Source organism: Geodermatophilus tzadiensis (assembly GCF_003002915.1).
In the GTDB taxonomy this organism is placed as follows: domain Bacteria; phylum Actinomycetota; class Actinomycetes; order Mycobacteriales; family Geodermatophilaceae; genus Geodermatophilus; species Geodermatophilus tzadiensis.
Genome location: NZ_PVTG01000021.1, coordinates 82,889 through 108,856, shown reverse-complemented (window position 1 = coordinate 108,856; position 25,968 = coordinate 82,889). Strand labels below are relative to the sequence as shown.

16 protein-coding genes are annotated in these 25,968 nt (G+C 75.6%); 10 read left to right on the top strand and 6 right to left on the bottom strand.

The window, feature by feature from the left end; genetic code table 11:
- Window positions 1-200 precede the first annotated feature (200 nt).
- Window positions 201-1,166 carry an IS481 family transposase gene (locus LY71_RS21535; protein WP_106281663.1) on the top strand — a complete coding sequence of 322 codons (966 nt, stop codon included), beginning with the start codon at window positions 201-203 and terminating at the stop codon, window positions 1,164-1,166.
- Between the two features lie 34 nt (window positions 1,167-1,200).
- Here the strand turns inward: LY71_RS21535 and LY71_RS21530 are convergent, their stop codons facing one another.
- Entirely contained in the window at window positions 1,201-1,626 is a 426-nt protein-coding gene (locus tag LY71_RS21530; protein WP_106281661.1) for a hypothetical protein, read from the bottom strand.
- A 115-nt stretch (window positions 1,627-1,741) separates the two neighbouring features.
- Window positions 1,742-2,719 (bottom strand): hypothetical protein, encoded by a 978-nt coding sequence (locus LY71_RS21525; RefSeq protein WP_106281658.1) that lies wholly within the window; start codon window positions 2,717-2,719, stop codon window positions 1,742-1,744.
- Window positions 2,720-3,561: 842 nt separating this feature from the next.
- On the opposite strand from LY71_RS21525, the gene LY71_RS21520 reads away from it, so the two are divergent.
- The 6 genes from LY71_RS21520 to LY71_RS21495 all read left to right on the top strand — a co-directional run bounded on the left by LY71_RS21520 (window position 3,562) and on the right by LY71_RS21495 (window position 14,797).
- Window positions 3,562-4,062 carry a TerD family protein gene (locus LY71_RS21520; protein ID WP_106281656.1) on the top strand — a complete coding sequence of 167 codons (501 nt, stop codon included), beginning with the start codon at window positions 3,562-3,564 and terminating at the stop codon, window positions 4,060-4,062.
- Between the two features lie 398 nt (window positions 4,063-4,460).
- On the top strand, window positions 4,461-4,748 hold the full coding sequence (locus LY71_RS21515) for a hypothetical protein (protein WP_106281654.1): 288 nt from the start codon (window positions 4,461-4,463) through the stop codon (window positions 4,746-4,748).
- Window positions 4,745-7,531, top strand: coding sequence for a vWA domain-containing protein (locus tag LY71_RS21510; protein WP_106281651.1), 2,787 nt, complete (start codon window positions 4,745-4,747; stop codon window positions 7,529-7,531). Before LY71_RS21515 ends, LY71_RS21510 begins: the two co-directional genes overlap by 4 nt.
- 38 nt (window positions 7,532-7,569) lie before the next feature.
- Window positions 7,570-11,157: a tubulin-like doman-containing protein gene (locus tag LY71_RS21505; protein ID WP_106281649.1), complete on the top strand. Its 3,588-nt coding sequence runs from the start codon at window positions 7,570-7,572 to the stop codon at window positions 11,155-11,157.
- Complete coding sequence (locus tag LY71_RS21500; protein ID WP_106281646.1) at window positions 11,154-13,895, top strand: hypothetical protein; 2,742 nt, start codon at window positions 11,154-11,156, stop codon at window positions 13,893-13,895. Before LY71_RS21505 ends, LY71_RS21500 begins: the two co-directional genes overlap by 4 nt.
- Before the next feature lie 5 nt (window positions 13,896-13,900).
- Window positions 13,901-14,797 (top strand): hypothetical protein, encoded by an 897-nt coding sequence (locus tag LY71_RS21495; RefSeq protein WP_106281644.1) that lies wholly within the window; start codon window positions 13,901-13,903, stop codon window positions 14,795-14,797.
- Here the strand turns inward: LY71_RS21495 and LY71_RS21490 are convergent.
- A complete protein-coding gene (locus LY71_RS21490) occupies window positions 14,783-15,784 on the bottom strand; it encodes a hypothetical protein (RefSeq protein WP_106281642.1) in 1,002 nt (333 codons plus the stop codon). The genes LY71_RS21495 and LY71_RS21490 overlap by 15 nt on opposite strands.
- Window positions 15,785-16,577: 793 nt before the next feature.
- Between LY71_RS21490 and LY71_RS21480 the strand changes: the two genes are divergently transcribed.
- The 3 genes from LY71_RS21480 to LY71_RS23625 are packed head-to-tail and all read left to right on the top strand — an operon-like array spanning window position 16,578 to window position 23,989.
- Window positions 16,578-19,340, top strand: a complete 2,763-nt coding sequence (locus LY71_RS21480; RefSeq protein ID WP_146146207.1) for a SaeA-related protein — start codon at window positions 16,578-16,580, stop codon at window positions 19,338-19,340.
- Window positions 19,341-19,349: 9 nt separating this feature from the next.
- A complete protein-coding gene (locus LY71_RS21475; RefSeq protein ID WP_106281636.1) occupies window positions 19,350-22,034 on the top strand; it encodes a GAP1-N2 domain-containing protein in 2,685 nt (894 codons plus the stop codon).
- Window positions 22,031-23,989: a GAP1-M domain-containing protein gene (locus LY71_RS23625; protein WP_170121434.1), complete on the top strand. Its 1,959-nt coding sequence runs from the start codon at window positions 22,031-22,033 to the stop codon at window positions 23,987-23,989. The genes LY71_RS21475 and LY71_RS23625 overlap by 4 nt, the downstream gene beginning before the upstream one ends.
- A 60-nt stretch (window positions 23,990-24,049) precedes the next feature.
- Here LY71_RS23625 and LY71_RS21465 read toward each other — a convergent pair whose 3' ends face one another.
- The 3 genes from LY71_RS21465 to LY71_RS23845 all read right to left on the bottom strand — a co-directional run bounded on the left by LY71_RS21465 (window position 24,050) and on the right by LY71_RS23845 (window position 25,830).
- Window positions 24,050-24,628 (bottom strand): DUF4234 domain-containing protein, encoded by a 579-nt coding sequence (locus LY71_RS21465; protein ID WP_245888189.1) that lies wholly within the window; start codon window positions 24,626-24,628, stop codon window positions 24,050-24,052.
- A gap of 198 nt (window positions 24,629-24,826) precedes the next feature.
- Complete coding sequence (locus LY71_RS21460) at window positions 24,827-25,288, bottom strand: NUDIX hydrolase (protein ID WP_106281631.1); 462 nt, start codon at window positions 25,286-25,288, stop codon at window positions 24,827-24,829.
- Window positions 25,289-25,353: 65 nt separating this feature from the next.
- Window positions 25,354-25,830, bottom strand: coding sequence for a hypothetical protein (locus LY71_RS23845; protein ID WP_211297473.1), 477 nt, complete (start codon window positions 25,828-25,830; stop codon window positions 25,354-25,356).
- Window positions 25,831-25,968: the final 138 nt, after the last annotated feature.

Genomic DNA, 25,968 nt, shown 5'->3' with positions numbered 1-25,968 from the left:
ACGCCCACGCCTCATCGGAGACCACGCATCGATGCTGTCGCATCGCCCGGAGCCCGCCGACTCCAACCAACAAGATCCGTGAGACACGCTCTAGCTGTACCCGGCCAGGACGTTGGTGACGGCGGGCTGAGCTTGAACGAAGGAGAACCTCCAAGTGGGGTGTGGCTTGTCGAAGGCCCAGTCCCTGCTCGGAGGTTCTCGTGTCCCACACTAATGCCCGCACGACCGTTCATGGCCGGCAATTGATCGTCCAGCGGTATCAGGCGGGGTGGAAGAAGGCCCACATCGCTGCGGCGATGGGGATCTCCCGCAAGTGTGTGCAGACCTGGATCGGGCGGTGGACGGCCGAGGGCGCGGCCGGGTTGGCCGACCGGTCCAGCCGCCCGCACACCAGCCCGCGGCGCACCACTGCCGAGACCGAGGACCGCATCGTCGAGCTCCATCGCCGCGAGCGTCGTGGCCCGGCGTGGATCGGCGCCGAAGTCGGCGTTCCGGCCCGCACCGTCTCCCGGGTCCTGACCCGCCGGGGTCTGCCGCGGCTGGCCACGCTGGACCCGATGACCGGTCAGGTCATCCGGGCCTCGAAGGCCACCGCGATCCGCTACGAGCGGTCCCGGCCCGGCGAGCTGGTGCACATGGACGTCAAGAAGCTGGCCCGTATCCCGGATGGAGGCGGCTGGCGGGCGCACGGCCGGGCCGCCGGCAGCACCAGCCGGAACCGGGCCAGCCGGGTCGGCTTCGACTACGTGCACTCCCTGGTCGATGACCACTCGCGGCTGGCCTACTCCGAGATCCTCACCGACGAGAAGGGCGCCACCTGCGCGGGCTTTCTGGCCCGCGCCGCGGCCTACTTCGCCGACCACGGCATCGGCCACATCGAGCGGGTGATGACCGACAACGCCTGGGCCTACCGGTGGTCACTGCGCCCGGTCATCCATGCACTCGGCGCCCGGCAGAAGTTCATCCGACCGCACTGCCCGTGGCAGAACGGCAAGGTCGAACGGCTCAACCGCACCCTGGCCACCGAGTGGGCCTACCGGCAGGTCTTCACCAGCAATGCCGAGCGCGCCGCCGCCCTTGCTCCCTGGCTCGAGCACTACAACACTCACCGCCGCCACAGCGCACTGGGCGGATTTCCTCGGATCAGCCGCCTGGCACCAACCTGATGGCCAGGTACATCTAGCCGCATCGGCGGCCCGCTCAGCCGGCCGGGCGGGCGCCGGCGAGCTCGCGGGCGGAGGCGGCCTCGTCCGGCGCGAGGGCGGCGCTGCGCTCCTGCTGCTCGATGGCCGCCTGGAAGCGGGTCCATGCCTCGGCGGGCGTGATGTCGAGGGCGGCGGCGATCTGCTCCCAGCTCGCCCCGCCCCGCAGCGCGGCGCGGAAGCCGGTCAGCTGGCTGTCGTGGGCCTTGCGCGCGATGACCTCGCCGAGCGCGAGCAGCTCCAGCGACTCCGGCACGTCGAGGGAGGTGTCGTCGGCGAGCAGGCTGCTCCAGTCGTCGCCGGAGGTGTCGCGGGCGGTGTTCAGGCTCGTGGACCCGGAGTCCCGCCGGCTCAGGAAGTCCAGGCGGGTGGCGGCCGTCTGCAGGCTGAACTCCTGTTCGAGTGCCTGCGGCGTGATCTCCATGTCCTCCACCTTCCCCGACCGGGCCGCAGGGGTCCATCGGGTGCGACGGGGATCTCCCGGACGCACGGAGGGCCCGCACCCGGGTCGGGTGCGGGCCCTCCAGAGGCTCCGGGCGTCAGTTGTCGACGCCGACGGCCTCCTTGGCGACCGCGGCGAGGGCGACCTGGGCGGCGCTGACCACGCTCGACCGGTTCTTGTGGGTCTCCTCGTAGCGGATGATCACGCGGATGTCGTGCGGCTCGCGCAGCTCCTTGACGGCCTTGGCCGCGTCGGAGGTCGACAGCGAGTCGAAGCCCTTGATGGGCAGCTCGTCGGCGGAGACGTCGCCGAGCTCCTCGCGGGCGGCCTTGGCGGCGTCGGCGGCCTGGCGGTTGCCCTCGCGGCGGGCGATCCGCTCGGCCCGGCGCAGCGCGGCGCTGCGGCCGACCGTCAGGGTCTCGCGGACGGCGTCGGTGAAGGAGCTGGCCTTGTTCGCGGCCTGGCTGACCTCGTCCTCGACGCGCTGGCGGCGCTGCGCGACGGTGTCGAGCGCCTCGTTCACGCGGTTGGCCACGAAGCGGTACGGGGCGTTGGCCGCGCGGGCGGTGGCACCGGCGACGGTCTGGAACGGCGTCGGCTGCAGGGCGGCGGGGCCACCCAGGGCCTCCTCGGCCAGGACCACGGTCAGCCACTCGACGGTGGACTTGTGGGCCGTGACGAGGCCCTCGGCGAGGCGCTCCACCTTCGGCAGCTGCGCCCGCTGGGCGAGCACCTTCAGGTAGGTGGCGCGGTCGAGCAGCTGGTGCTCGAGCGTGAGGTCCTGCAGGAGGGCCTCCTCGATCGGCGCGGCCTGCTCGAAGGTGGCCTTGAGGACGGCGGACAACCGGCCGACGGCGGGGGTGACGACGTCCGGGACGCCACCGAGCTCGCGCAGCTCGGCGGTGACGAGGCGGGTGCGCTCGGCGGCGTTGTCGGCGTTCTGGGTCAGCTCGCGGCGGACGGCGTCGGTCCGGGCCTGGGACACGCGCGTGCGGGCGATCTGCTCCTCGGTCTGGCTGAGCAGGACGAGCGCGCGGAGCTGGTTGACGATCTTGGCGTGGGTGGTGTCGGTCATGACGGGGAGGACTCCAACGATCGGGGATGACCTGACGCTCTCTTCCTGCCCCGCCGATCGCCGCCGCTAACTCCTGCAAGCGCATTGCTAGCGGTGAGGTCCGTCACGCCCCACCTGCGGAGGCAGGGACGTGAGCTTTCCTCGCCTCCCTGCCTCCGCACGTCGGGTCAGCGCTGTGGGCGCGGTACAGCGGGGCGCCGGCGGGTCTCCAGCCGCAGCACCGGCTGGGTCAGCTGCGCCAGCGCGGCGCAGCGGGAGCAGACCGGCCCGGGGTGGGTCTCGGTAGAGCAGGTCGCACAGGGCACGAGTGGTCTCCTCGCTCGGGAGTCCGCAGGGACTCAGGGAGCAGGAATGTGCCACCTCGTGCCAACGTCGCGGCCCGCCGGGTGACGGGTGGGACGACTCGTCAGCGTTCCGTCACCTGACCGGCACCCGGGGCCGCCGGGGCGGGGGTCCAGCGCGGCCGCCGCCGCACGATGATGATTGCCGTCGGACGCCGGTCCGCAGATCCGCTGCAGACAGCACCGGGACGACAGGGCGAAGTGAACACGGGGCCTCCCTGACACGAAGGCCACCGACGATTGCAGTCGCCGTCGCGTGCCGGGGGTCCTGGCCGGGAGATCACACGATCGAGACGCCCCCCGGACCTCCGTCGCCCCAACTTCCCACTTCCAGCACACCGGCAGTTCGTCTCGCACTCCAACCGATCAATCCGCCCCACGGGTCACACTCTCGGTCTCGTTCTGGGCACGGCATGGGTGGGAGTAGCGACACGAAGTCGTTCCCCACCTAGTCTGCCGAGGACCGGCGCACGGGGCACCGGCCGCGAGAGGACGACGCACATGACCACGTTGGTGCGGGGCGCCAACGCACCGCTGCGGACGGCCTCCTCGCCAGCGCCGGCGCAGGTGCGGGTCGAACTCGCCTGGCGCGGCTCGGGCGCACCCGCTGCGCTCGTCGCCGTCGCCTGCGACGGCCGCGGACGTGCGCTGAGTCCGGCGCACCAGGTCACATGGACGTGCCCCACTCCCACGGCTAGCGGCGAGCGCTTCGAACTCCTGGTTGACCTGGCCACCACCCCGGACGACGTCGTCAGTGTCGCCTTTGCGCTGGAGGTGTCGGGCCCAAGCGTGCGCTCGCTCGTCGGGTTGACCGCAACGGTCCGGACCGGCAGCACGGGGGAGCCGCTGGTGGCCTACCCGGTGGAGGACCTTCCCGACGCGCCCAGCGTGCTGGTCACCGAGGTTTATCGCCGGTCGGGTGAGTGGAAGGTGCGGGCCGTGGGCCAAGGAGTGTCGCAGGGCCGTATCGAATTCTTCCGCTCGGTGGGCCTATCAGGCTGACCAGAGTCAGCGAAGACCGCCTCAAAGCTCGTTGCCGCTGTCAGGACCGATGTCGATACTCGACCGGACTCGCACCCGCTGCGAAGCCGACCGAGGGGGGAACCGATGCTCGTCCCTCGCGTGCCCGCGGGCCCGCGGCCGTTCACCCGGAGCGCCGCGTGACCGGCCCGGCCAACCCCTGGGGCCCGCCGACCGGCGGACGCCCGGGCAGCGGCTCGCCCGGCGGGTTCCCCGCCCCTGGCGGCCCTGCGACGGGCGGCTTCCCAACGATCGGGGGCTTCCTGCCTCCCCCGCCGCCCGAGGGCTTACCGCCGGCCGGACCGCCCCCGGGCGGCGGCTCGCCGTGGGGCGCGGCGCCGGCCGGAGCCCCTGCCGAGCGGGCCAGGCCGCCCCTGGCGTTGCTCGGCGCCGCGCTGCTCGCCCCGCTGGTCACCGTGCCGCTGCTGTTCCTCGACGGGTGGGGCTGGCACGTGCTCGGCTGGGCGGTGGCCACCTTCGGCGCCGCCGCGCTGCTCATCGCGGCGACGCTGACCGACACCCGCCGCCGCGCCAGCGCCTGGTACCTCGGCCGCGACGGCGTGGTGCGTGCGCTGCGGCTGGGCACGGTCGTCCTCGCCCTGCTGGCCGCAGGGGCGCACGCCTGGCTGTTCGCCGACTGGTTCTCCCGTCTCGAGGTCTTCGCGTGACCCGCGCCCTGCCCCGCCGCGTCGTCGCCGCCCTGCTGGTCCTGATCGCGGCGGTGCTCGCCCTCACCGGACTTGCCGTCCCCGCCTCCGCCGTGCCGTCCCCTGCGGGGACTGCCGCGCTGCAAGACCTTGGCGCCTGCCTGGCCGAGACCGGGCAGGCCAACGTCCTCCTGTTGGTCGACGAGAGCGGCAGCCTCGGCCGCACCGACCCCGACGACACGCGCGTGGCCGCCGCGCAGCTGCTGCTCGCGCGGCTCGCCGACACCGCCGCCCGCAGCGGCGCGACCATCGAGCTCGCCGTCAGCGGCTTCTCCGCCGGCGTGCGCAGCGCCGCGGACTGGGCACCGCTGACGGTGGCGTCGCTGCCCGCCGCCTCCGCCGCCGTCGCCGACTTCGCCGCGCGCGACGACGGCTTCGAGACCGACTACTGGACGGCCCTGAGCACCGCCCGTCAGCGGCTCGTGGAACACCGCACCCCCGCGGCCGAGCGCCCCTGCCAGGCCCTGGTGCTGTTCACCGACGGCCAGTACGAGCTCTCGGCCCGCGACACCGACGTCGAGCGCCGGCAGTACGGCGAGACGCTGCCCATCCCGGGCGCGGAGGGCACGCCCATCACCTCCGACGCCGCCGCCGCGCAGGTGGCCGAAGCGGGCCGCGCCGACCTGTGCCGCGCCGGCGGCGTGGCCGACCAGCTGCGCGAGGACCGGATCCTGCTCATCGCCCTGGGCCTGTCCGGCGACGGAGTGGACCTGGGCCTGCTCAGCAGCATCGCCGAGTCCACGCCGACCCAGTGCGGTGCGGCGACCGCGTACGGCCTGTTCCTACCGGCGGACGACGTCCAGGACCTGGTGCTCGCCTTCGACGCCGTGGGCGACCCGGCCAATCCGCCGCAGCCGGTGGACGAGAAGGGCGTGTGCGTGGGCGCGGCCTGCCCACAGCAGGCGCACACCTTCACCCTCGACGCCTCCATCACCTCCATCCACCTGGTCGGCACCTCCGACGCGGCCGGCATCGACGTGTACGTGCAGCCGCCGGGCGTGCAGCCGCCGCAGGTGCTGAGTTATGACGCCGCGGACCCCTCGGACGTCGTGATGGCCGGCGCGGTCGCTCTCGACTACACCTGGTACGCCGACGGCGCCTTCGCGATCGACGCGACGATCCCCGCCGACGGCGCCAACTGGTCGGGCACCTGGCAGGTGGTCTTCGTCGACCCGACCGGCCGCAACCCCGACGCGGTGACCCGCACCCAGCTGACCATCCAGGCCGACCTGGCCGCGGTCGTCGCGCCCGGCCTCCCGGTCGAGTATCAGGTCGGCGAGGAGTTCGGCACGGTGCCGTTCGCGCTGGTCCGCTCCGACGACAGCCCCGCCACGCTCGGCGAGCCCGCACCCACGCTCGCCCTCGAAGTCACGCTGCGCGCGCCCGACGGCACCGAGGCCCCGCTCGCGACGGGCGTCCCAGGCGACCAGCTCGGCGCCGTCCCGCTCGACCCGGTCCCGGACGACTTCCCGCAGGGCCGGGCCGAGCTGGTCACCTCGCTGGCGGTCACCACCGTCAGCGGCCAGGTGCTGCAGCCACAGGTGCGCACCCGGCAGGTCGAGGTGCTCCCCCCGCTGGGCTTCCCGACCGTTGCCGTCGACCCGGTCAACGTCGGCCGGCTGGAGGGCACGGAGCCCAGCGAGTCCGTGGCCCTGCCCGTCACCGGCCCCGGCTGCGTGTGGGTGGAGTCCGCGACGGCCAGCGTCCGCCCGCGTGGCGTCGAGACGGTGGCCGCCCTCTCGCCGTACGACAGCGCCGGGAATTGCCTCGAGCTGGCCGAGGGTGAGACCGGCGAGCTGAGTGTGCAGCTGCAGTCCGACGTCGTCGGCGACGGTGACCTGCAGGGCACGATCGTCCTGCGCGCCGCGCCCGAGGGCATCGACGCCGGCGAGCGGGACGGGCGCGCGGTCGAGGTCTCCGTGTCCTACACCGCCGAGATGGTGCGGCCCGCCGACACCGGCGTGCTCGTGGGCGTCTTCCTCGCCGCGCTGCTCATCGGCATCGGCCTGCCGGTGCTGGTGTTCCTGCTCGGCCGCCGGATCGCCGCGAAGCTGCCCGACAAACCGCTGCAGTCGACCGTCCTCGACGTGCGCGTGGGCCCCGGCGGCCTGTCCGGCGCCGCCCTCGACCGCCCGTGGGCCCCGGTGCCCCCGCCCGACGGCGGACGCCGGCGCGCGGTGCTCTCCGGCATCCCGGTCCGTGCCCGCGCCGGCGTGCGGCTCACCGAGGCCGGCTTCGCCGAGGTCGAGGACCCGGCGCAGGTCGGCGTCTCGGGCGCTCCGGGCGGCCGGGCGCCGAAGACGCTGGCCGCGCGGCTGCCGCTGGCCCTCGCGGGCAGCTGGACGCTGCTGCTCGACCGCACCTCGGCGGCCTCCAACGCTCCCGAGGTGCCCGCCCGGCTGCTGCTCGTCGTCGACGCGGTCGCGCCGGAGGAGCAGCGGCAGGCGCTGCTGGCCCGGGCCCGCGCCGAGGGCGCCGGTGCCGTCGACAGCCTCCGCGCCGCGGCCCGGCAGAGCGCCGACGCCCCGGCCAGTTCCCCGCCCCCGCCGGACCCCTTCGGCGGTCCGTCCGGCGGCGGCCCGGCACCGGATCCGTTCGGTGGCCCACCGTCGGCCTGGCCGGGCGGCGGCGGTGCCTGGCCCCCCGCCGGCACGCCCGGGACCCCGGTGCCGCAGCCGGCCCACGACCCGTTCGCCGGCGGCGGCTCCCCATGGCCGTCCTCGTCCGATCCCCACCGGCGCTGAGCGCGCCCGGAACCCGCACCGACCTGGAGTGACCCCTCGTGTACAAGATCTGCGTCGTCGGCCTGGGCGGCTCGGGCGGAAAGACCCTGCAGTTCCTCATGGACCAGCTGCGCTCAGGGCTCGCCACGCTGGGCTGGACCGCCGACCACCTGCCCCGGTGCTGGGAGTTCGTGCACATCGACGTCCCGTCGGCGCCGGACGGGGTCGGCCCCGGTCTGCCGCAGACCGTGCCGGCGCAGGGCGGCACCTACGTCCCGGTGAGCACCCCGGTGGACAGCTACGCGGTCCTGGACGCCGCGCTGCAGTCGACCCTGTCCCACCAGCCCACCGGCAACCAGCTGCGCCAGCTGGCCCGCTGGCGCCCCGACCCCAAGGCGGTCACCACGCCGATCACCGCTGGCGCCGGCCAGTACCGCGCGGTCGGGCGGCTGCTGACGCTGGCACGGGCGGGCCTCGTGTACGAGCGGCTCGTCCCGGTCGCCGAGCGGCTCAACCAGAGCGCCGCCGACAGCGACCTGCGCACCCTCGCAGGCCTGCTCGACCTCCCGCAGGGGCCCGCTCAGGACACCCTCGTCTTCGTCGTCTCCTCCCTGGCCGGCGGCACCGGGGCGTCCATGACCCTCGACGTCTGCAACCTGCTGCGCGCCGTCGCCGGACAGGTGCCGAACTTCCCCGCTGAGCAAGCACTGGCCTTCCTCTACACGCCCGACGTCTTCGACCGGCTGCAGCCCAACCGCCGCGCCGGGGTCAACGCCAACGCCCTGGGCACCGTCGCCGAGCTCATGTCGGCGATGGCCGCACGCCAGACGCGGTGGACGGCCGAGGAGTGGTCGGTCTACGGCGGCGTCCCCCAGCCGGTCGAGCCGGGCCGCGGGCCGCTGCTGACCTTCCCCGTCGGCGCCTACAACGGCGTGACCGGCGCCCGCTTCGGCGACGGCGCCTCGGAGACCATCTACCGCGGCTTCGCCCGGTCGCTGGCCTCGCTCTTCCTGTCGGAGTCGCAGCAGACGAGCCTGCAGGCCTACGCCGTGGGCAACCTCGAGGCGGCCGCCAACCACCTCGAGGACCGCACCCAGCTCAGCCTGCAACCGTCCGCCCACAGCGCACAGGGCGAGACGACCGAGCCGCTGGTCTTCGGCTCGATCGGCTTCGCCTCCCTCGGCCTGGGCCGCGACCGGTACGCCGAGTACGCCTCCCAGCGGCTGGCCCGCCGCGGCCTGGAGCGGCTGCTGCGCGGGCACTGGGACGTCACCGTGCAGACGGGACAGCGCAGCCCCCAGCAGGCGGTCACCTCGACCGCCGCCGAGTACTACCCGCAGTTCCTCCAGTGGGCCGGGCTGCCCGACCTGCGTGCCCGCGACACCAGCTACCTGCGCCACCTCGTCGACGACGTGTGGACCGCCGAGGCGCGCGAGACGCTCGCCGCGAACTCAACCTCCGCGGCGGTGGCCCCGGCCATGGTCCCGGGATACACCGCCAAGGGAGCGCACTTCGCGCAGCAGCTGGCCGGTCTCATCAGCTCCTCGTTCCAGCGGATCAGCGGCGACGCCGACGCCGAGCTGCGCGAGGCCGCCGTGCGGTGGGTGCCGCACGTCCAGGCCCGGTTGGAGACGGCGGTGCTGCGGGTGGCCGGCGAGCGCGGGCTGCCCGTGGCCGAGCGACTGCTCGAGACGCTGGCCACGGACCTGCAGGTCGCCGCCGAACAGCTCTCCCGCAACTCGGCCATCACGATGCACCCGCAGGAGATTGCCGCCGACGTCACCGCCGAGCTGCAGACGGTCACCGCCGCCATCGACGCCAACCACGGCGTCGTCGGCCGGGCGACGACCCGCATCCGGCAGCACTTCGGCGACCTGTTCGTCCGCAAGGGCGCCGCGCTCGCCGGCGATCTCCTCGCCCAGCTGGGCACCGACCTGCTGCCGCCGCTGCGCACCGGGCTGCAGCACGCCCGCGAGGAGCTCGAGGCCGCCGAGCGGGCCACCGTCGGCCAGATCCCGGTGTCGACCGTGTCGACGACGCAGGTGCAGCAGTGGCCGGTCGGCGAGGACGTGCCCGCCCGCTTCGCGACCGCTCAGAACGAGGTCCTGCTCGAGGACATCGCCACCTACCCGCGGTCCTACGCCGACCAGCTGGTGCAAAGTTTCAACGGCTTCGCCCCCGGCGGTGGCGCGGTCTCGGCCGAGCGGGCCGAGGAGCACGCCGTCTTCGAGGTGCTGACCTGGCTGCACGCCGACGTGCGCAGCCGGCTGCGCACCGCCGACCGGCTCACCGGCATCGACACCAACGGCTCGCCGGTCCGCATCGGCCGGGTCTCGGAGTGGTGGCCGCAGGCGCTGGCCACGGTGAACCCCTCGCGGCGGGCCACCTACCGCGTCCGGCTCGACCACGTCGCGCTGCTCGACGGCGCCCGCGCCTGGGTCACCCGCCCCGACGAGGTCATGGGCGGCTTCATCACCCAGGGCCTGGACGCCTACCTCGACCGGCCGGGCGCGGGTGTGCACGAGCAGGAGGAGCTGGCCCGGCACTTCGTCGACCGCTTCGAGGCGGCCCTGCAGCTGGCCGCGCCGCTGGTCGCCGTCGACGCCGCCATGGTCCAGGCGGTGCACAACGAGCAGGTGCGGGTCACCTACCAGTTCAACGAGCTGCCGCTGGCGCGCAGCCCGCACGTGGTCGACCGGATGGCCGACGCGCTCCAGGACGGCCGGCGGCCGATCGACGGGGACGCTGTCACGCGGCTGCGCGCGGCGGTCACCGACGTCTCCCGCAGCCGGATCGACATCCTCGGCAACTACGCCGGCCTCTACAACCCAGTCGCCTTCTCCTCCCTCCAGCGCCCGGTGCGCAAGCAGTGGAACGAGTCGGCCTCCCCGCAGCTGCGCGGCAGCTTCTGGCGCTGGCGACGCGGCCGGTCGCTGACCGACTTCGTCCCGGTGTCGCGCAGCTGGCTGCAGTCCCTGGTCACCGGCTGGGTGGTCGGCCGGCTGACCGGGGAGGTCCTGCGCCCCGGCGAGGGCCCGATCCTCGACGGCGGCGTCGCCGTGTGGTCGGAGGAGCTGCGCACCTTCACCCGGCTCCCGCACCCGCTGCTGGGCGCCGAGGACCCGGCCCGCGATGCGCCGGGTTGGGGTCTGCTCGCCGCCGCCGTCGAGTCGCTGCCGCTGGCCCTCGCCCTGTGCGACAGCGACACGCAGCTGCCGGCGCTGCGGCCCTACCAGGCCCTGTTCCACCTCGGCCGGTACCTGCAGTCGGCCGACGAGCGGCAGCCGAACGAGGCTCTGCTGACGTGGATCCGGGACGGGCGCACCCGCAGCGGTGCGCTGCCCTGGGGTGAGCCGGCGGCCGCCTCGACCGCCGAACAGCGGCTGGCCGAGGCCCGGGACTGGTGCGCCTCGCTGCGCGACGACGCCACGAGCCTGCTCCCGCCGGACCCGGCCGTGCCCGGTGCGCGCGGCGACTTCAGCTCGGTCACCGCGCACAACTTCTGGCAGGTGCCGCGCGACTGGGAGATCGCCGCGCAACTGGTGACGGCGAGCACCCAGGTGCTGACCAATCTGGAGCTGCCCGACCACGTCGGCGCGTCGTTCGTGCCCACCGCCACCCGCGGCATCACGGGGACCCGGGCGTGACCGCCCCCGCCGGTCCCACCACCGTCGTCCTCGCCCGGCTGGGCAGCGGCGCGGCGACGGACGTGCGCGAGGTCGTCCGCGACTGGACCGCCGCCGACCTGCTCGGCCCGTCCGTGTGGATCGACCTCGACCAGCCCCCGGGCCCACCCCTGCTGACCGTCGTCGACCGCGACGGCACCCGGACCTCCCCAGCCGAGCAGTGGCTGGCCGTCTCCGGCATCACCGGGGCACGCGTCCTGCTGCTGCAGGTGTTCACCGACCGCGCCGGCGAGAAGCCGGTGCCCGCGGTCCCGGTGACCTCCGCATCGCTGGCCCTGCTGGACCGGATCGGCCTCGGGACGGCACCGCTGGTCAACCTGCTGGTGCCCGCCACGGGCAGCACGCCGGTGCCCGAGGACGCCGTCGTGGGATCGCGGCCCAACGTGCTGCTGCAGGCGCGCGACGGGCAGAGCCCCACGGCGGTGAGCCGTCCGGTGCCGGCCGACGAGTTGGCCGCGCACGCCGCCACGGGCCTCGCCACGGTCGCCGGCCTCTGGACGGCGATGGCAGAGGCGCCCCTCGACGGCACCCAGGTCTGGCCGGGGACGCAGGTCACCGTCGCCCGCGCCTACGCCCGCACCCTGGACTCGCAGGCGGTGTTCACCGGCCTGTCCGAGCAGGTGTACCGAGCCGAGGGGACGCTCCCCCGGGCCCGCACCCAACGCGGGGACCGGCTGACCGACGTCCCCGACGTGCAGGCGCTGCCCGCCGCGGAGGCCGCCGCGACCGCCGTCCTGGGTCTGCACCGCGACCTCACCACCTTCGCTGCCCCGCCCCCCTACCAGTCGCCGCCCAAGCGGAGCGTCGGGCTGCTGCAGGCGGTGCGGATGTTCCTGTCCTTCCTGTGGGCGGCGATCCGCAACGCCCCGGCGGCGTGGGTCGCAGGCGTCCTGCACCGGACCGCGAGCGGCATCGCCGGCTGGGCCAACGACCGGCTCTTCGGCGACCGCTCCGGTTACGAGGTCCTCGTCCTCGGCGTGCGACCCGCCGACCGGGCGCCGCAGTCCGCCGACGAGGACGACATCAGCGTCCTCATCGACGAGGCGACCCGGTTGGCAGCGCAGGTCTCCCCCGGCACCGAGACCAGCACCGTCGACGCCGGCACCTTCTGGTCCGACGTCACCACGGTGGGCGTCAGCCTGGCCGACGGCTCGGCCGTCCACCCGGCCGTGCACATGCCCCAGTTCGGCCAGGACCGGCAGGTGCTCGACCGGCCCGAGGCCGTCGTCCCGTCCCCCGACGAGCCGGTGCACCGGCTGCCGGTCGGCGCGCTGCCCGAGGTCGGCGCCCTCGCGGTGCACCCTGACGACCCCTACATGGCCGCGCAGGCCGAGCGGCTGCTCGTCGCCGAGCGCGACCGGCCCGCCTCGGGACCGGGCGATCCCGCCCGTTACGGCGTGCTCGACGGGACGCTGCGCTCGCTCGGGGCGTGGATGGGACGTCAGCGCAGCTTCACCTGGGCGCTGGGCTCGGCGCTGTCGTGGCAGCTCGAGCAGGCCCGTCGGACGCTGGGCGAGGCGATCGGCAGCGCCGACGAGACCGGCGACGACCAGCCGCCCGCTCGGATCCTCGAGACCCAACGGCGCACCCGCAGCTTCGTCCTCGGCGCGCTGGCCGCGGTGGTGGTCGCACTGCTGCTCGTCGTCGGGCTGGTCGTCGGGGACGTCCTCTCCCCGCTGATCGGCGGCCTCCTCGCCGTCCTCCTGCTCCTCGTGTGGTTCGTCGGCTCCGCGCTGGTGTTCATGCGGCGGCAGAAGGAGCTCTTCACCTGGCTGCACGAGCGGGACGAGCGGCGGGCCCGCCGGGCGTGGGCGCAGCAGCACGTCGCCCACGTCGCCCGCGAGGTGCAGCGGCTCGGCGTGCTCTACCGGCAGAGCCGGCTGTGGACCCGGGTGCTCTCCCACGTCGTGCACGACCCGTTCGGCGCGGCCGGGACGGCGGACGAGGAGTCGGCGTACCCGACCGGGCTGTCCGGCGCGCTGCCGCTGTCGGTGGCGGTCGGGTCGGCCGGGTTCTTACCGGAGGACCACGCGCAGCTCGTGCACGAGGCGCGACGGGCGCAGGTGCACGTCGGCTGGCTGGGCGCGCAGCTGCACGCCCGGATCGAGACCGCCCTGGCCGCCCGCTCGCAGCGCTACGGGCGCGCCGAGCACCGCGCCGTCTGGAGCGACACCGGCTACTCCGACCAGGGGCCGCTCCCGGAGCTGGTGCGCACGCTGGGCACCCCCGAGGACCGGCGCGCCGCCGCCGCAGCCGCGGACGCCCGGCTGGTCGACTGGCTCACCCGCCTCGGCGCCGAGCGGGGGCTGGAGTGGTCGCTGGCCGTCGTCCACCCGACGGTGACGGTGACCGCGGGCATGCGCCTTGAGACGGTGCCCGGCCCGGTCTTCCTCTCCCCGGTGCTCGGCACGGTGGCGCACCTCGACCGGGATGGCTTCAGCTCCACCGGCGCGGTGGACCTGGCCAATCAGGTCGAGTCCACGGTGCTGGCCGCGGTCGGCGTCCCGGTGCCACCCGGCGCGGCCACCCAGCTGCGGGTCGTCCCGCCCGGCGGACGGCACAGCATGGACCGCTTCGTCGCCCGGCTCGACCTCACCCGGCAGCTGACGCTGGACCAGGTCGAGCACTTTACCCCGTCCGCCCCCGAGGTGCCCGGGCCGCAGACGCAGTCGTCGGGCGCCATCGGGACGAGGAGCTGACCGCCGTGCTGTGGGACCTGCTGTCCCTGACCGGCCAGCTCTTCGGACTCCTCTGGCTGGCCACCGCCGTGTTCTGGGGGCTGGCCGGGGCCGCGCTCGCCGCCACGCTGGGCCGCCCGGCCTGGCAGGGCCTGCTGCTCGGCGCGGCGGTCCCGGTGATCGGCCCGGCGGTGCTGCTGGTGGTCGACGTCGTCCGCCGGGGCGGCACAGCCGGACTGCACGGCCGGCTGCCGGGCCCCTGGCCGGCGCGCGGCGCGCGGGAGGCCGCGGTCGCCCTGACCGTGCTCGGGGCCGTCGCGGTGGTCGTCGTCACCGGCCTGCGCGACACGCGGCTGGCCGTGGCCTCCGGCGCGATCTCGCTGACCGTCCGCGACCTGGGGCTGGCCACGGTCACCGGGGTCACCGTGGTCGTCCTGCTCGCTGCGGCCGCGCTCGCGTGGCGGCGGCCGAGCCGGATCGCCGCCCTCGCGGTCGCCTGGTGCGCCTCGTGGTGGCTGCTGTGGGCGGCCGCAGCGCTGCTGGTCGGCGACACGCTCCGGGTGTTCGCCGACTCGACCGGCCTGGCCGACGCCCTCGACGCCTCCGTCCAGGTCGGCACGTCGTGGTGGCTGGTGCTCGGGCTCTCCGTCGTCCTGCTGGCGTGGAGCACCGTGCTGCTGCTCACCGGGAACCGCTCCGGCGTCCCGGCGCCCCTGATGACCGGCCTGCCGCAGCCGGGCGTGCCCCTCCCCCATGCCGCGGGCGACCCGTTCGCCTCGCCGTTCCCCCGCGCCGTGGGTCCGCCTGCGTCGCGGTTCCCCAGGTCGAGCGACCCGTTCACCGGTGCGGCCGACCTGTTCGCCGGCCCGGCCGACCCGTTCACCGGGCCGGCCGGTACCCGGCCGGGCTCAGGCGGCTGGTGAGGACGCGTGCGCCAGAGCCCTGACCACCGACACCGCATCGGGCCGGGGCTCCGGGACGACGACCGTGCCGGCCCGGCTCGCGGTGACCGCCCGGCCCTGCTCGGGGGCGGCCAGCACGACGCGGTAGCCGGGAGCCGCGGCGCCGCCCTCCTGGTCGGTCACGGTGATGACGAGGCCGGGCCGACCGGCGCCGGCGGCGGCGACCGGCGCGGACCCGGTGCGCAGGCCGATGTCGCGGGTCCAGGCGCGGACGAACTCCTCGGGGTCGTCGGCCAGGCCGAGCTCTCGCGGCGGGTGCGGCCGGTCGCTGACCGCCACCACCGTGACGGCGGGCTGGTCGGCGGCGGCGGCGAGGGCCTGCACGGCGGTGAGGACGCTGGCGACGGTTCCGGCGACCAGCCGCGGGCGCATCGACGCGGACAGGTCGAGCACCGCCGTCACCGGCACGCCGTTGCCCACCAAGCCGGAGTGGCCGGCCAACGCGCTGGCCTCGCGCAGCGCCGGGGGGACCTCCACCAGCGTGGGCGCTATGCCGCCGCGCCCCCACGGGTCGCGTGTGGCGTCGTAGGGCGACTGCTGGGGGACGACGGCGTAGCCGCCGTCGACCTCCGCCAGGCTCAGTACCGCGGTCTCCGTGCCGGCGACGGCGTCCACGCCGGGGTGCTGCAGCACCTGCTCGGCGGCGGCCGGCGAGGGAGAGCGCACGGCAAGCAACAGCGACAGCGAGTGCGCGGCGGGGCTCCTGACCACCATGTCCAGACGCTGCCAGCCCGCGGGGAGCGCGTCGGCGTCGAGCAGCCAGGTGTTCTCCGACCACGGCTGCCGGCGCAGTCCGGGGACCTGCGTCGCCGGGAAGTCCAGGCGCTGCCCGGAGGTGGTTACCAGGTGCGCACCGACCTCGTCCCCGGGCCGCAGACCCTGCCACTCGACCCGGCACTGGGCCCCCGACAGCGCCTCCCGCTGGTTGACCGTCATGAGCACCGTCATCGGGTAGCTTCCCCCTCCGGTTCCGGTTCGTCCGCCCCCCGGCTCCCCGGCCGGACGCCGCCGCAGTCTGGCAGAGCATCGACACGCCCGGGCCTGTTCCCGGTCCACCCGCGCGTCCCCTTCGGAAGGCCCCCTCCGGCCACCCCGTCCCCGCACCACACGAGGAGTTCCAGTGGCGTCAGCCCTCTACAACGAGCTGCGTACCGCGCGTGACCACCACGGGGTCGCTCCCGATGCGAGCGACGGTGTACTACTGCTCGTCGCCCGGTCCCGCGTCGGGGACCCCGACGAGCTCGCCGAGCTGCTGCGCGGCAAGGGCATCACGCTGGCCCCGGCCTCCGTGCAGGCGCTGGCCCAGCTGGTCCGCGACACCGGCGGCGCCCCCGGCCGCGCGGCACCCGCAGCTCCTGCGGGAGCGCCGGCTGGCGGCGCCATGGACTTCCTGACCCGGGTCGACGACGCACCGGCGGACCGGGTGGTCGACAGCATCCCGCTGGCGCCCGCCGCTCCTACGGCGCCCCGGCGGACCCGCACCGGGCTCTCCCCGGAGCACACCCCACCAGCCCCGCGCCGGCCGGTGCCCGTCCCGCCGGCCCCTGGGCCCCCGACTCCCGTGCCTCCGGCTCCCGAGCAGTCGACCCCGCCGCTGGAGCCGGTGCGCGACTCGCAACCACTGGCCGCCACCGTCCCGCCGCCTCCGTCCGCGCCGTCCCCGTCCGCATCACCCCTGTCTACGCCATCCACGTCCGCACCGACCCCGTCCGCACCGCCCCCGGCCGCGCCGCCTGCCGCCGTGCCCGAGCCTGCTGGCGGGGACAGCGGCCTGCCCGGCCCGGAGGCCCTCTCCAACGATGTCGACCAGTGGTCCACCCGCGACCACCGGGTGTCCTTCCGCCGCGTCGACGACGCCACGGTCGACGTCTCCTGGCCGGCCCTCGATGCACCTGGCGAGGCCGTCGTCTACCTGCTCGTCTCCTCGCCCACCGGCATCCCGTCGCGCCCCAGCGCCGGCCACCGTGTGCTGGTGACGCCGTCCCCGCGGGCCTCGCTGCCGGCCGGCACCGGGCCCTACGTGTCGGTGTTCAGCTACGCCGCCGACGACGACGCGGCGCTGACGTCGGTGCAGCCGGTGCACCACGCCGCTGGGCGCGTCGTACCGGAGGTGGCTGGGCTGCGGGTGAGCGTGCACCCCGACGCGGTGGTGCTGAGCTGGACCGCGCCGCAGGGGGTCAGCCGGGTGCGGGTGCTGCGCAGCCGGCCCGACGAGGCCCTGCCGCCTCTGTTCGACGCCGGCCTGGAGATCGAAAGCACGCCGGCGTTCGCCCGCGACACCGCCGTGCTGCCCGGCCGCCGCTACGAGTACCGAGTGCTCACCCAGTTCGCCGAGGGCGGCACCACCCACCTGTCGCAGGGCATCGAGGCCGAGGCGACGATCCCGGCGACCCCGCAGCCGGTTACCGACCTGACCGCTACGGTGGCCGGCGAGTCGGCGATGGCCCGCGTCGAGCTGCGCTGGACGACGCCGGCGCTGGGCACCGTGGTCGTCTACCAAACCGACGACAAGCCGCAGCACCCTGCGACCGGCCGGGTGATCAGCCGCGGCCAGCTCGACGCGCTGCCGATCGGCGACCCGGTCAGCGAGCCGGTGCTGGCCGACGGGCCGGCGTCGATGATCCCCAGCATCCCCTTCCGGCAGGCGGATGGTGCGCGGCGCGCGTACACGCCGGTCACGCTGGTAGGCGACCAGGCCGCCGTCGGCCCGGCGGCGGTGGTCGACGTGCTCGGGCAGCCGCGCGACGTGACCGTCACCGAGCGGGTGGGCTGGCAGCTCCTGCGCTTCGCCTGGCCCGTGGGCGCAGCGTTCGTCGAGGTGGAGCGTGGCGGCATCGGTGCTGGCCCCGACGGCACCCCGGCCGTGCGCATCTCCCAGCAGGACTACGACCGGCTCGGGGGGCTGCGGCTCGAGCAGCTCCCGGTAGAGGGCTGCGACCTGCACCTGCGCGGGTCGGTGCGCTCCGCCGGCGACTGGACGTTCGGACCGTCCGCGGTGGTCACCTACCCCGGCCGATGGGTGCTCGGGTACCGGATCGAGCGGGTGGGCCGGATAAGCCGCCGTCGCCAACTGCTGCTATATACCGAACGCAAGTGGCCCGACTTCCAGGTTGCTCTGGTCACCCGGCAGGACCGGATGCCGCTCCACGGCATGGACTGGGTCGAGCGGCCCGAGCCGATCGCCATCCCACGCGGGGCGGTCGTGGCGCACCAGTGGACGCAGGTGGCCGATCTGCCGGCCGAGACGCCCGGCTTTTGCCGGCTATTCGCCTACCACCCCGAGGCTGGGTGGTCGGTGGTGGTCGACCCGCCGACGGCGGGGCGCCTGCCGGCCCCCGGGCCGCTGCCGCTGGCTCCGGGCCAGGTGCGGTGCGCGACCTGCGCGTCGCAACAGGACGAGCTGCCGCACGTGTTCCGCTGCACCGGCACCTGCCGGCCCACCCCCGACCTGGTGCTGTCGGGCTTCCGCAGCGAGTCCACGTCGGCTCGACCGCTGTTCGCCTCGCCGGTCACCGGGATGGACAGCGTCGCCTGCCCGACCTGCTCGACGCCGTCGCGCGAGGTGGTCTGCAAGGTTTGCCACTCGCCGCTGCAGACGCAGGCGGCGACCACAGACCCGGTCAGCGTCACGGTCGTGGGGGCCAAGGGCACCGGGAAGACGACCTTCATCGTCCGGCTGTGCGACTGGATCGAGAAGGTGTGGGGACCGGCCACCGGCGCCGCGGCGACGCCGCTCGACTCACAGACCGAGGGCCGGCTGCGGGTCCTGCGGGAGTCCCTCACCGCCGGCCGCTCACTGTCCGCGACGGGCACCGTGCAGGGCAACCCGGAACTGCTCACCCCGATGCTGATGGCGCTGGACCACTGGGGCGGCCGCATGCGCACGCTCGCGCTTTACGACGTCGCCGGGGAGGACGCCGAGCGCCCGGACGCGCTGTCCGCCTACGGGCCCACGATGGCGCGAGCCGACGCGTTGCTGTTCCTGCTCGACCCGCTGCAGATCCCGGAGGTCCAGGCCTTCCTCGACGGTCAGATCGTCCTGCCGCCGGTGGCCGGCAACCCGCCGACCGTGCTGAACAACATCATCACCGAGATCCGCCGGCGCACACAGGCGCCCGGCCGGCTGGAGATGCCGCTGCTGGTGGCGGTGAGCAAGCTCGACGGCATCCACGAGGCGGTGGCCACGCCGGGCACCGACCTGTCCGGAGCGCTCAACGGCGGCTCACCGCTGATGTACGACCGCACGCCGCCCGACACGCTGCGCCTGGACCCCTTCGACCGGTTTCAGACACACGAGGAGACTCGCAGCCTGCTGCTGCGGCTGGGGGCCCTCCGGTTCGTCACGGCGGCCGAGAACGCGTTCGCCCGGGTGGAGTACTTCGGGCTGTCCGCGCTCGGGGACGCCCCCGCGGACAACGTGACACTCTCTGATCTCGGTCTGTCGTCGTTCCGCGTCGTTGACCCGCTGCGCTGGTTGGTGGCCAGCCGCTGGCCGGCGCGCTGAGGTTTTCCGATGCTGCGCGCGCAGTTCACCTACACCGCCTCTAGCCGGCCCGGCCCGTTCGACACCACCGCTGGCTGGAAGGTCACGGCCGTCAGCAAGGACGAGTCGCTTCCCGACGACGTCATCCGCGCGGCAGCCCGCAACGTCGGCGGATTCGTGCCGCCGGCGCTGCCGGAGCTCGCCTCGAAGGCCGACGTCGACGCGCTGGCGCACTGCCTGCGCCTCGACCCGCTGGACGACGCCGAGGCCCCGGCCTGCCTGAGCCACATCGTCGCGGCCGGACCGGACTACTCGGGCCGGCCCAACCTTTTCGCCCACGGGCTGGTCGTCTCCCCCGACGGGCTCTCGGACGGGCGTGGGCCCGTCCGCCCGGCCGACCTGTGGGACGCCGACCTGTGGCTGCGCCCCCTCGGCACGCGCGCGGCGGAGGAGAGCCGGCCCGACGGGCAGCTGCAGACGGTGCGCCAGCGTCCGCTTGACGACGCCACGGTCACGTCCTTCACCCGCGCACACCCCAACCAGCTCGGCCTCGTGCTGGCCGCGGTCGAGCGCTTCGTGGTCGACCAGGCGCCGCTCGTCGTCGTCGGTGACCGGTCCTTCGCCTCGGTCGCGACCTGGGTGCACCTGGTGGGCCGGCTGCTGCTGCCAGCGTCGGCGTGGCGGCTGCCCTTCAGCACCTACGAACGCCTGCGGGACGCCCGCGGGGCGGCAGGCTGGCCGTTTGCCGTCGTCGGGGTCCCCGCCGCTGACGCCGCGGCCGCGGCGGCGCTACCGGGCCGCTCCTTCACCGTGCTGCGGGACGACGGGCAGCCGACGGCCGCGGGGCTCGGCCGCTGGGCACTGCAGGACGGGACGGAGCTGGCGGCGGGCCCGTGGGCCCGGCTCGCCGAGGCGGTCATCACCTCCGAGTTCCTGCCGGTGGTCGCCGATCAGGTGGAGGAGCTGGCCGCGCGGGTGAGGTCCTCGACCCTCGACCGGCCGCTGTGGGCCCTCGGCGCCGCGGTCCTCCTCGACGAGGACCTGGCGGAGTTCCTCGGCGCCGCGGCCGCCGACGTCGTCGCGGACCACTGGCCGGCGGGCCTCGACGCGGACGACCTGTTCGAGCGGCTGCTGGAGAGCGTGGGCCGGCACGCACCGGCGGGCGCCCGGGCCGTCGACCGCGTCCTGCGGGGCGCCCAGTCCGATTCCGCCGCCCCGATGGCCCAGCGCGCACGGCTGCGCCCGTTGACCGAAGCCCTCGCCTCCCCCGCCGCCTTCGAGCGGCTGCGGCACACGCTCCCGGAGCAGCTCGACGTCGCCCCCGCGGCGCGCGCCGCGCTGGACGCCGCGATCGCGGGCGCACTGGCCTGGGTGCCCGATGCGCCGGACCCGGCGCGGGCGCTGCTGGCCGTGGCGTCGCTGATGGACGGGACCGCGGGCCCCGACCGCGACGCCGCCGTCGCGCTCGCGCGGGAGCTGCTGGTGCCCCGGCTGCTCGACCCGGACCTCGACCCCGGACGGCTCGCGTGGCGGCCGGTGCCGGCCTGGCTGTGGGGCGAGCTGGTGCCGGTGCTCGCCGCGACGTCGCAGCTGGAGTACGGCCGGGAGCTCCCGGGCCAGAACCTCTCGCGGGCCACGCACGAGTGGCTGGGGCCGAGGTCGCTGCCGGCGGGGCCGCTGGACGCCACCGCACTGCGGCGCATCGGCCCGGTGGAGTGGGAGCGGGCGGCGTACCGGCTCTTCGTGCGCAGGGCTGACGACCTGACGCCGCTGGAACGGGCCGCCGCCTTCCTGGCCACCGTGCACTCGGCGGCGGTGAACGAGGGGGCGCCCATCGAGCGCTGGGCCAACAGCGCGGCCGAGGACGCTTACAAGCGGCCGCCCCTGGACCCGGCCACCGCGCTCGTCCTGATGGACGTGCTGCCGCCAACCATCCCGTTCGCCTACGCCCTGGCCGCGGTGCTACAGCGCAACCCCTCGCCCACCGCTGCGACGCGCGCCGCGGTCGCCCGTCTGGGCGAGCGCGAGACCGTGCCGGGCACGCTGAAGCGGCTGGTCGAGCGGTATGCGGGCGCCGAGCCGGCGGCCGGGGTGCCCGCGACGGTGGAGCTGCGGGCCGTCCCCGGCTGGGTGCCGGTCGCCCCGCCGGCCGTTCCCGGCGAGGTCCTGGTGACCGCGCAGACGCAGCTGATCCCCCTAGTCGTTGCGGCACAGGGCTCGGCGGCGCCGCGCCGCGTGGCCTGGGCCCCGGTGGCCGAGGCGCTGCTCCGCGTCGACGTCCGGGTGCTGCCCATGGAGAGGCTGCCCAGGTCCACCTGGGACGAGAGCATGCCGTGGGGCGAGGGTTGGGCCCTCCTCGACGCCGGACAGACCGATCCCCGTGCCCGCACGGAGCTCGCCGCGCACCTGCTCTGCCGCGGCGCCCGTGCCCGGCTGTGGCCGCGCGACGACTGGGCCGCCGGGTGGCTCACCGACGCCGGGGAGGAGCGGCACACGCGGTGGGCTGAGACGGTCGCCGGACGGCTGCTCGCTACCGGTGACCCCCGGACCGATGTGACCGCGCTAGTGCGGGTGCTGACCGAGCTGGCGCCGCGCAAGCCGCTCACAGCCTCGCCGGACAGCAGGCGGCGCGAGGACACCTGGCGGGAGGACGCGCTGACGTGGGCCCGACGGGTGGCATCGGTGAAGCGGCCGTCGTCGAAGCCGCGGACGTGAGCGGGCCGGTCCGCGGCCACGTCGTCGGCAGCGCCGTGTGGCGGCCCGGCACGGCGGAGCCGCTCCGGTGGCAGCCGGAGGTCGTCTCCCGCGACCTGCCGGACGACATCGTCCACCGGGTCCTGGCCGACGGACCCTCCGCCCTGCCGCCGGCGTCGGCGGTCCCACGGCGGCTCGGCGACGTCGACCGGCCATACCGGCTGGCGCTCTCGCCGCCGGGGAGCGACGGTCTGGTGTGCCTGCGCGCGACCACCGCCGGGCGCCCCGACGCCTCTGGAGCGCTACGCCTGCGGCTCGCCGGGCTGCTGGTCGACCCGTCCGTGATCGGTAGCGCCGTGCTGCGCCCCGCCGACCTGTGGGACGCCGACATCTGGTCGATGGACCCTGGTCCGCGACCGGGCCGGGACCTGCGCCGCGGGTCGCTCGACGACGCCGGCCTCACCGCGTTCGCGCGCGCCCATCCCGACCAGCGCGAAGTGGTGCTGGCCGCCGTTAGCTCGACGATGCGCAGCGGCGGCCCGCTGCTCGTGGTGGGCGACGAGCCGGCTGCCGCGGCGCACTGGGCGTGGCTGGTCGGGCGGCTGCTCCTCCCGGTGGCGACCTGGCTGCTCCCGTTCAGTACCTACGAGCGGCTGGTCGCCCCGCGCCCGGCCGGCACGCTGCCCTTCGCGCTGGCCGGCGTCCCCGGCGCCGACGCCTCCGCTGTCGGCGCGATCGCCGAGCTCGGCGCCACGGTGCTCGGGGACCGCGAGCAGCCGGTGCGCGGCGGCCGGGACCGGTGGGTGCTGCGGTCGGGCACGGCGGTGTCCGCAGGGCCGTGGGCGCGGCTGGCCGAGACGGTCGTCGTCCTCGACCTGCTGCCCGAGGTCGCGCGGCGGGTCGACGCCTTGGCCGCGGAGGTCGGCGGTGCCGGCGCCCGCCGGCCGCTTTGGGCGCTGGCCGCGGCGGTCCTGCTGCTCGACGACGCCGACGACCTCACCGCCGACGCCGCGGCGCTGGCCCGGGACGAGTGGCCCGCGGGGGTGCCCGTCGGCGCGCCTCTGGTGACGCGGGTCCTCGAACTCGTCCGGGAGCACGCGCCGCCCCCGGTCGTCGCGGCGCCCTCCGCCCGGCCGGACGCGTGGTGGGAGACGGCGCGCGGCCGGGTGCCGGCCGATGCCGGTGAGTCGCTGTCGCGGACCTGGTTCCGGCTCTCCGGCGCGGTCCGCCGCGGTGTCGAGACGGCGCGGGAGCGGGCGCGCGAGCGCCAGGCGGAGGCCGGCGACCTCCCCTCGTCGCTCCTCTCCGTGGCCGCGCTCCTTGACGACTCCCCCGCTCTCGCGGAGGACAGGCGGCAGATCGCCGAGTTGGCTCGCGAGGTCCTCGTGCCGGCCGTGCTGGACCGCTCCACCGATCCGCTCCGGGACGGCTGGGAGCCGGTCGCCGACTGGCTGTGGGAGGAACTGGTGCCCGAACTGGAGGTCGCCCCGCAGCTGACGGACGGCCGGGGACTGCCCGGCACGGTGCTCTCCGCTGCGACGCACGAGTGGCTGGGACACCGGTCCCTCCCGGTGGGGCCGCTCACCGTGGCAGCGCTGCAGCGCACCGGCCCGGTGGAGTGGGAACGAGCGGCCCACCGGCTCCACGTGCGCCGCGGGACGGATGTCACGCCGCTGGAGCGCGCCGCGGCCTTCCTTGCGGCCGTCTCCTTCGGCGCCGGGAACGGCGGAACACCGGTGGAGCGCTGGGCCGGGCGCGCGGCCGAGGCGGCCTACCCGCACGGCTCACTCGACCTGGACACGGCACGTGTGCTCATGGAGGTCCTGCCGGCGGACATCCCGTTCGCGTGGGTCCTCGGCGCCGTGCTGCAGCGCACGCCGCCGGGCGCCGTGACCCGGGCGGCCGTGCTCCGGCTGCTCGACCGGGAGGTCGTCCCTCCGGCCCTGCAGCGGCTGATCGAGTGGCACCTGGGGTGAGACGCACGACGGCCGCGCCTTCGCGGGTGCGGCGGCGCGGCCGGTCCGTGCGGGCCCGGCTCAGGCGGCCCCAAGCGACCGCCAGTAGGCATTGAGGGCGCCGTTGGTCCTGACGAACCAGACGAGCGGGCCGACCAGGATCAGGAAGCCCGGGAATGACCAGAGCCCGGTGGCACCGCTGACCGGCTTGGCCCGGCCCATCCGCTCGTAGAGGTTGCCCACCTCGCTGCTGGCCACGAACGGCGAGGCGACGCCGAAGACGATGGTGATGAGGAGAGCCAGACCGCCACCGAGGCCCTGCCCGGTGTGCCGCCTCATCTCCTCGTGCACTGAGTAGGTCCACACGAGGCCGTAGATCCCGAAGGTGACGATCATCAACAGGATGGCGACGCCGGTGCCGCGCACCCTGCCGACCGGGCCGGCCTGCGGGACGGGGGCACCCGCCGGGACGGGCGGCATCGGCTGGCCGGCGTACGCGCGGTGGGCCGGCGCCTGACCGTACGGCGCCGGCGCGGACGGGGCCTGACCGTAGGGGACCTGACCGTAGGGCGCCGGCGCGTACGGGGCCTGACCGTGGGCTGAGGCGGCACCGGAGGCGGGCTGCTGCGCGGCCGCGCCCGGGGACTGAGAGGTGGTCATGGGAATCCCCCGCTTCGTGTGGGCCGTCGGCGTCTCCGGCGGCGTCGTCGGAAGCTAGGCGGTCCTGTACCGCAATGGGCGACACGGAACGGCCGACACGGACCAACGCCCCGCGTCCGCCCCACCGGCCCCATCCGTGTGCCGACCGGCGGCGGTCCCGGCCGCCGGGAGGCATCGGCAGGTCGACGCCTGGCGGGGTCAGCCGAGCAGGGCCGCGAGGCGGTCGAGGTAGGGCAGCTGGCCCCTCACCAGCCGCGTGCGCGCCTCGTCGACCGGGAGCCAGGCGGCGCGGTCGACCTCCGGGAACTCCTGCACCCGGCCCGACCGCGGTGGCCACTCCAGCGCGAAGGTGTTGCTGCGGATCGCGGCGGCGTCCAGGTCGCCCTCCGCGGCCCACACGGTGAGCACCTTGCCGCCGGCCCGCAGCTCGCCGAGCGGGACCAGCTCCGCCGACGGGACGGGGCTGCCGAGCTCCTCCTCGAACTCCCGGTGCGCCACCGCGAGCGGGTCCTCGCCCTCCCCGTACTCGCCCTTGGGGATCGACCAGGCGCCCTCGTCGCGGCGCGCCCAGAACGGGCCGCCCATGTGCCCGAGCAGCACCGCCACCCCTCTGCCGGGCTCACGCCGGTACAGCAGGACCCCCGCGCTCCGCCTCGGCACCGGTCCACCCTGGCACGGCGCCGGTGCAGGGCCGGTGCACGGTGCCGGCCCGCGGGACCCGCCCGTCAGGGGCAGGAGGGGCCGCCGCGGCCGCGGGCGTGCTCGCTGTTGCCCGGCGCGTCGCACGGCTCGGCGGCCGGCGGCGGGGGCGGCGCGGGCGTGCTGCTCGGCGTCGGTGCGGGGACGGGCGCCGGGACCGCCGTGGGGACCGGCGCGGTCGCGGCGGCCGGTGCGACCGGCGCGGGCGGCGGGGCGGGCGTGCTCGTCACCGGCGACGGCCGGGCCGGGGGCGGCACCTGCCGCGTCGGCTCCGACGGCGTCGCGCTGGGGATGGCGACGGCGCTCCGGCCCCCGCTGCCCGGCACCCCGGCGGGGGCGACGAGGACGGCGAGCACGGCCACCGCCAGCACCGCGACCCCGGCCGCGAGGGCGAGCCACCGCCGGCGCACGGGTCTGCGGGGTGCCCGGTGCGCCGGGACCGCCAGGACGAGGGTGTCGGGGTCCTCGGGACCGTCCGCCGCGGGACGGGGGCTGCTCGGCATCCCCGCGACCGTCGCACGGCGCCACCGGTGGCGCGGGGCGCCGGGCCGGGCGGCGCCCGCCCCGGCCCGGCGGCCGACCCCGCGGGCCACACCCGCACCATGGGAGAGGTAGGGGGCGGCGCCTCCCGAGGGGGGACA

What these genes read in the sequence shown, in the direction of transcription:
- LY71_RS21490 (WP_106281642.1), bottom strand. Translation starts at nt 15,784, where the DNA reads ATGACGGTGCTCATGACGGTCAACCAGCGGGAGGCGCTGTCGGGGGCC.
- LY71_RS23845 (WP_211297473.1), bottom strand. Translation starts at nt 25,830, where the DNA reads ATGCCGAGCAGCCCCCGTCCCGCGGCGGACGGTCCCGAGGACCCCGAC.
- LY71_RS21465 (WP_245888189.1), bottom strand. Translation starts at nt 24,628, where the DNA reads ATGACCACCTCTCAGTCCCCGGGCGCGGCCGCGCAGCAGCCCGCCTCC.
- LY71_RS21475 (WP_106281636.1), top strand. Translation starts at nt 19,350, where the DNA reads ATGCTGCGCGCGCAGTTCACCTACACCGCCTCTAGCCGGCCCGGCCCG.
- LY71_RS21525 (WP_106281658.1), bottom strand. Translation starts at nt 2,719, where the DNA reads ATGACCGACACCACCCACGCCAAGATCGTCAACCAGCTCCGCGCGCTC.
- LY71_RS21530 (WP_106281661.1), bottom strand. Translation starts at nt 1,626, where the DNA reads ATGGAGATCACGCCGCAGGCACTCGAACAGGAGTTCAGCCTGCAGACG.
- LY71_RS21520 (WP_106281656.1), top strand. Translation starts at nt 3,562, where the DNA reads ATGACCACGTTGGTGCGGGGCGCCAACGCACCGCTGCGGACGGCCTCC.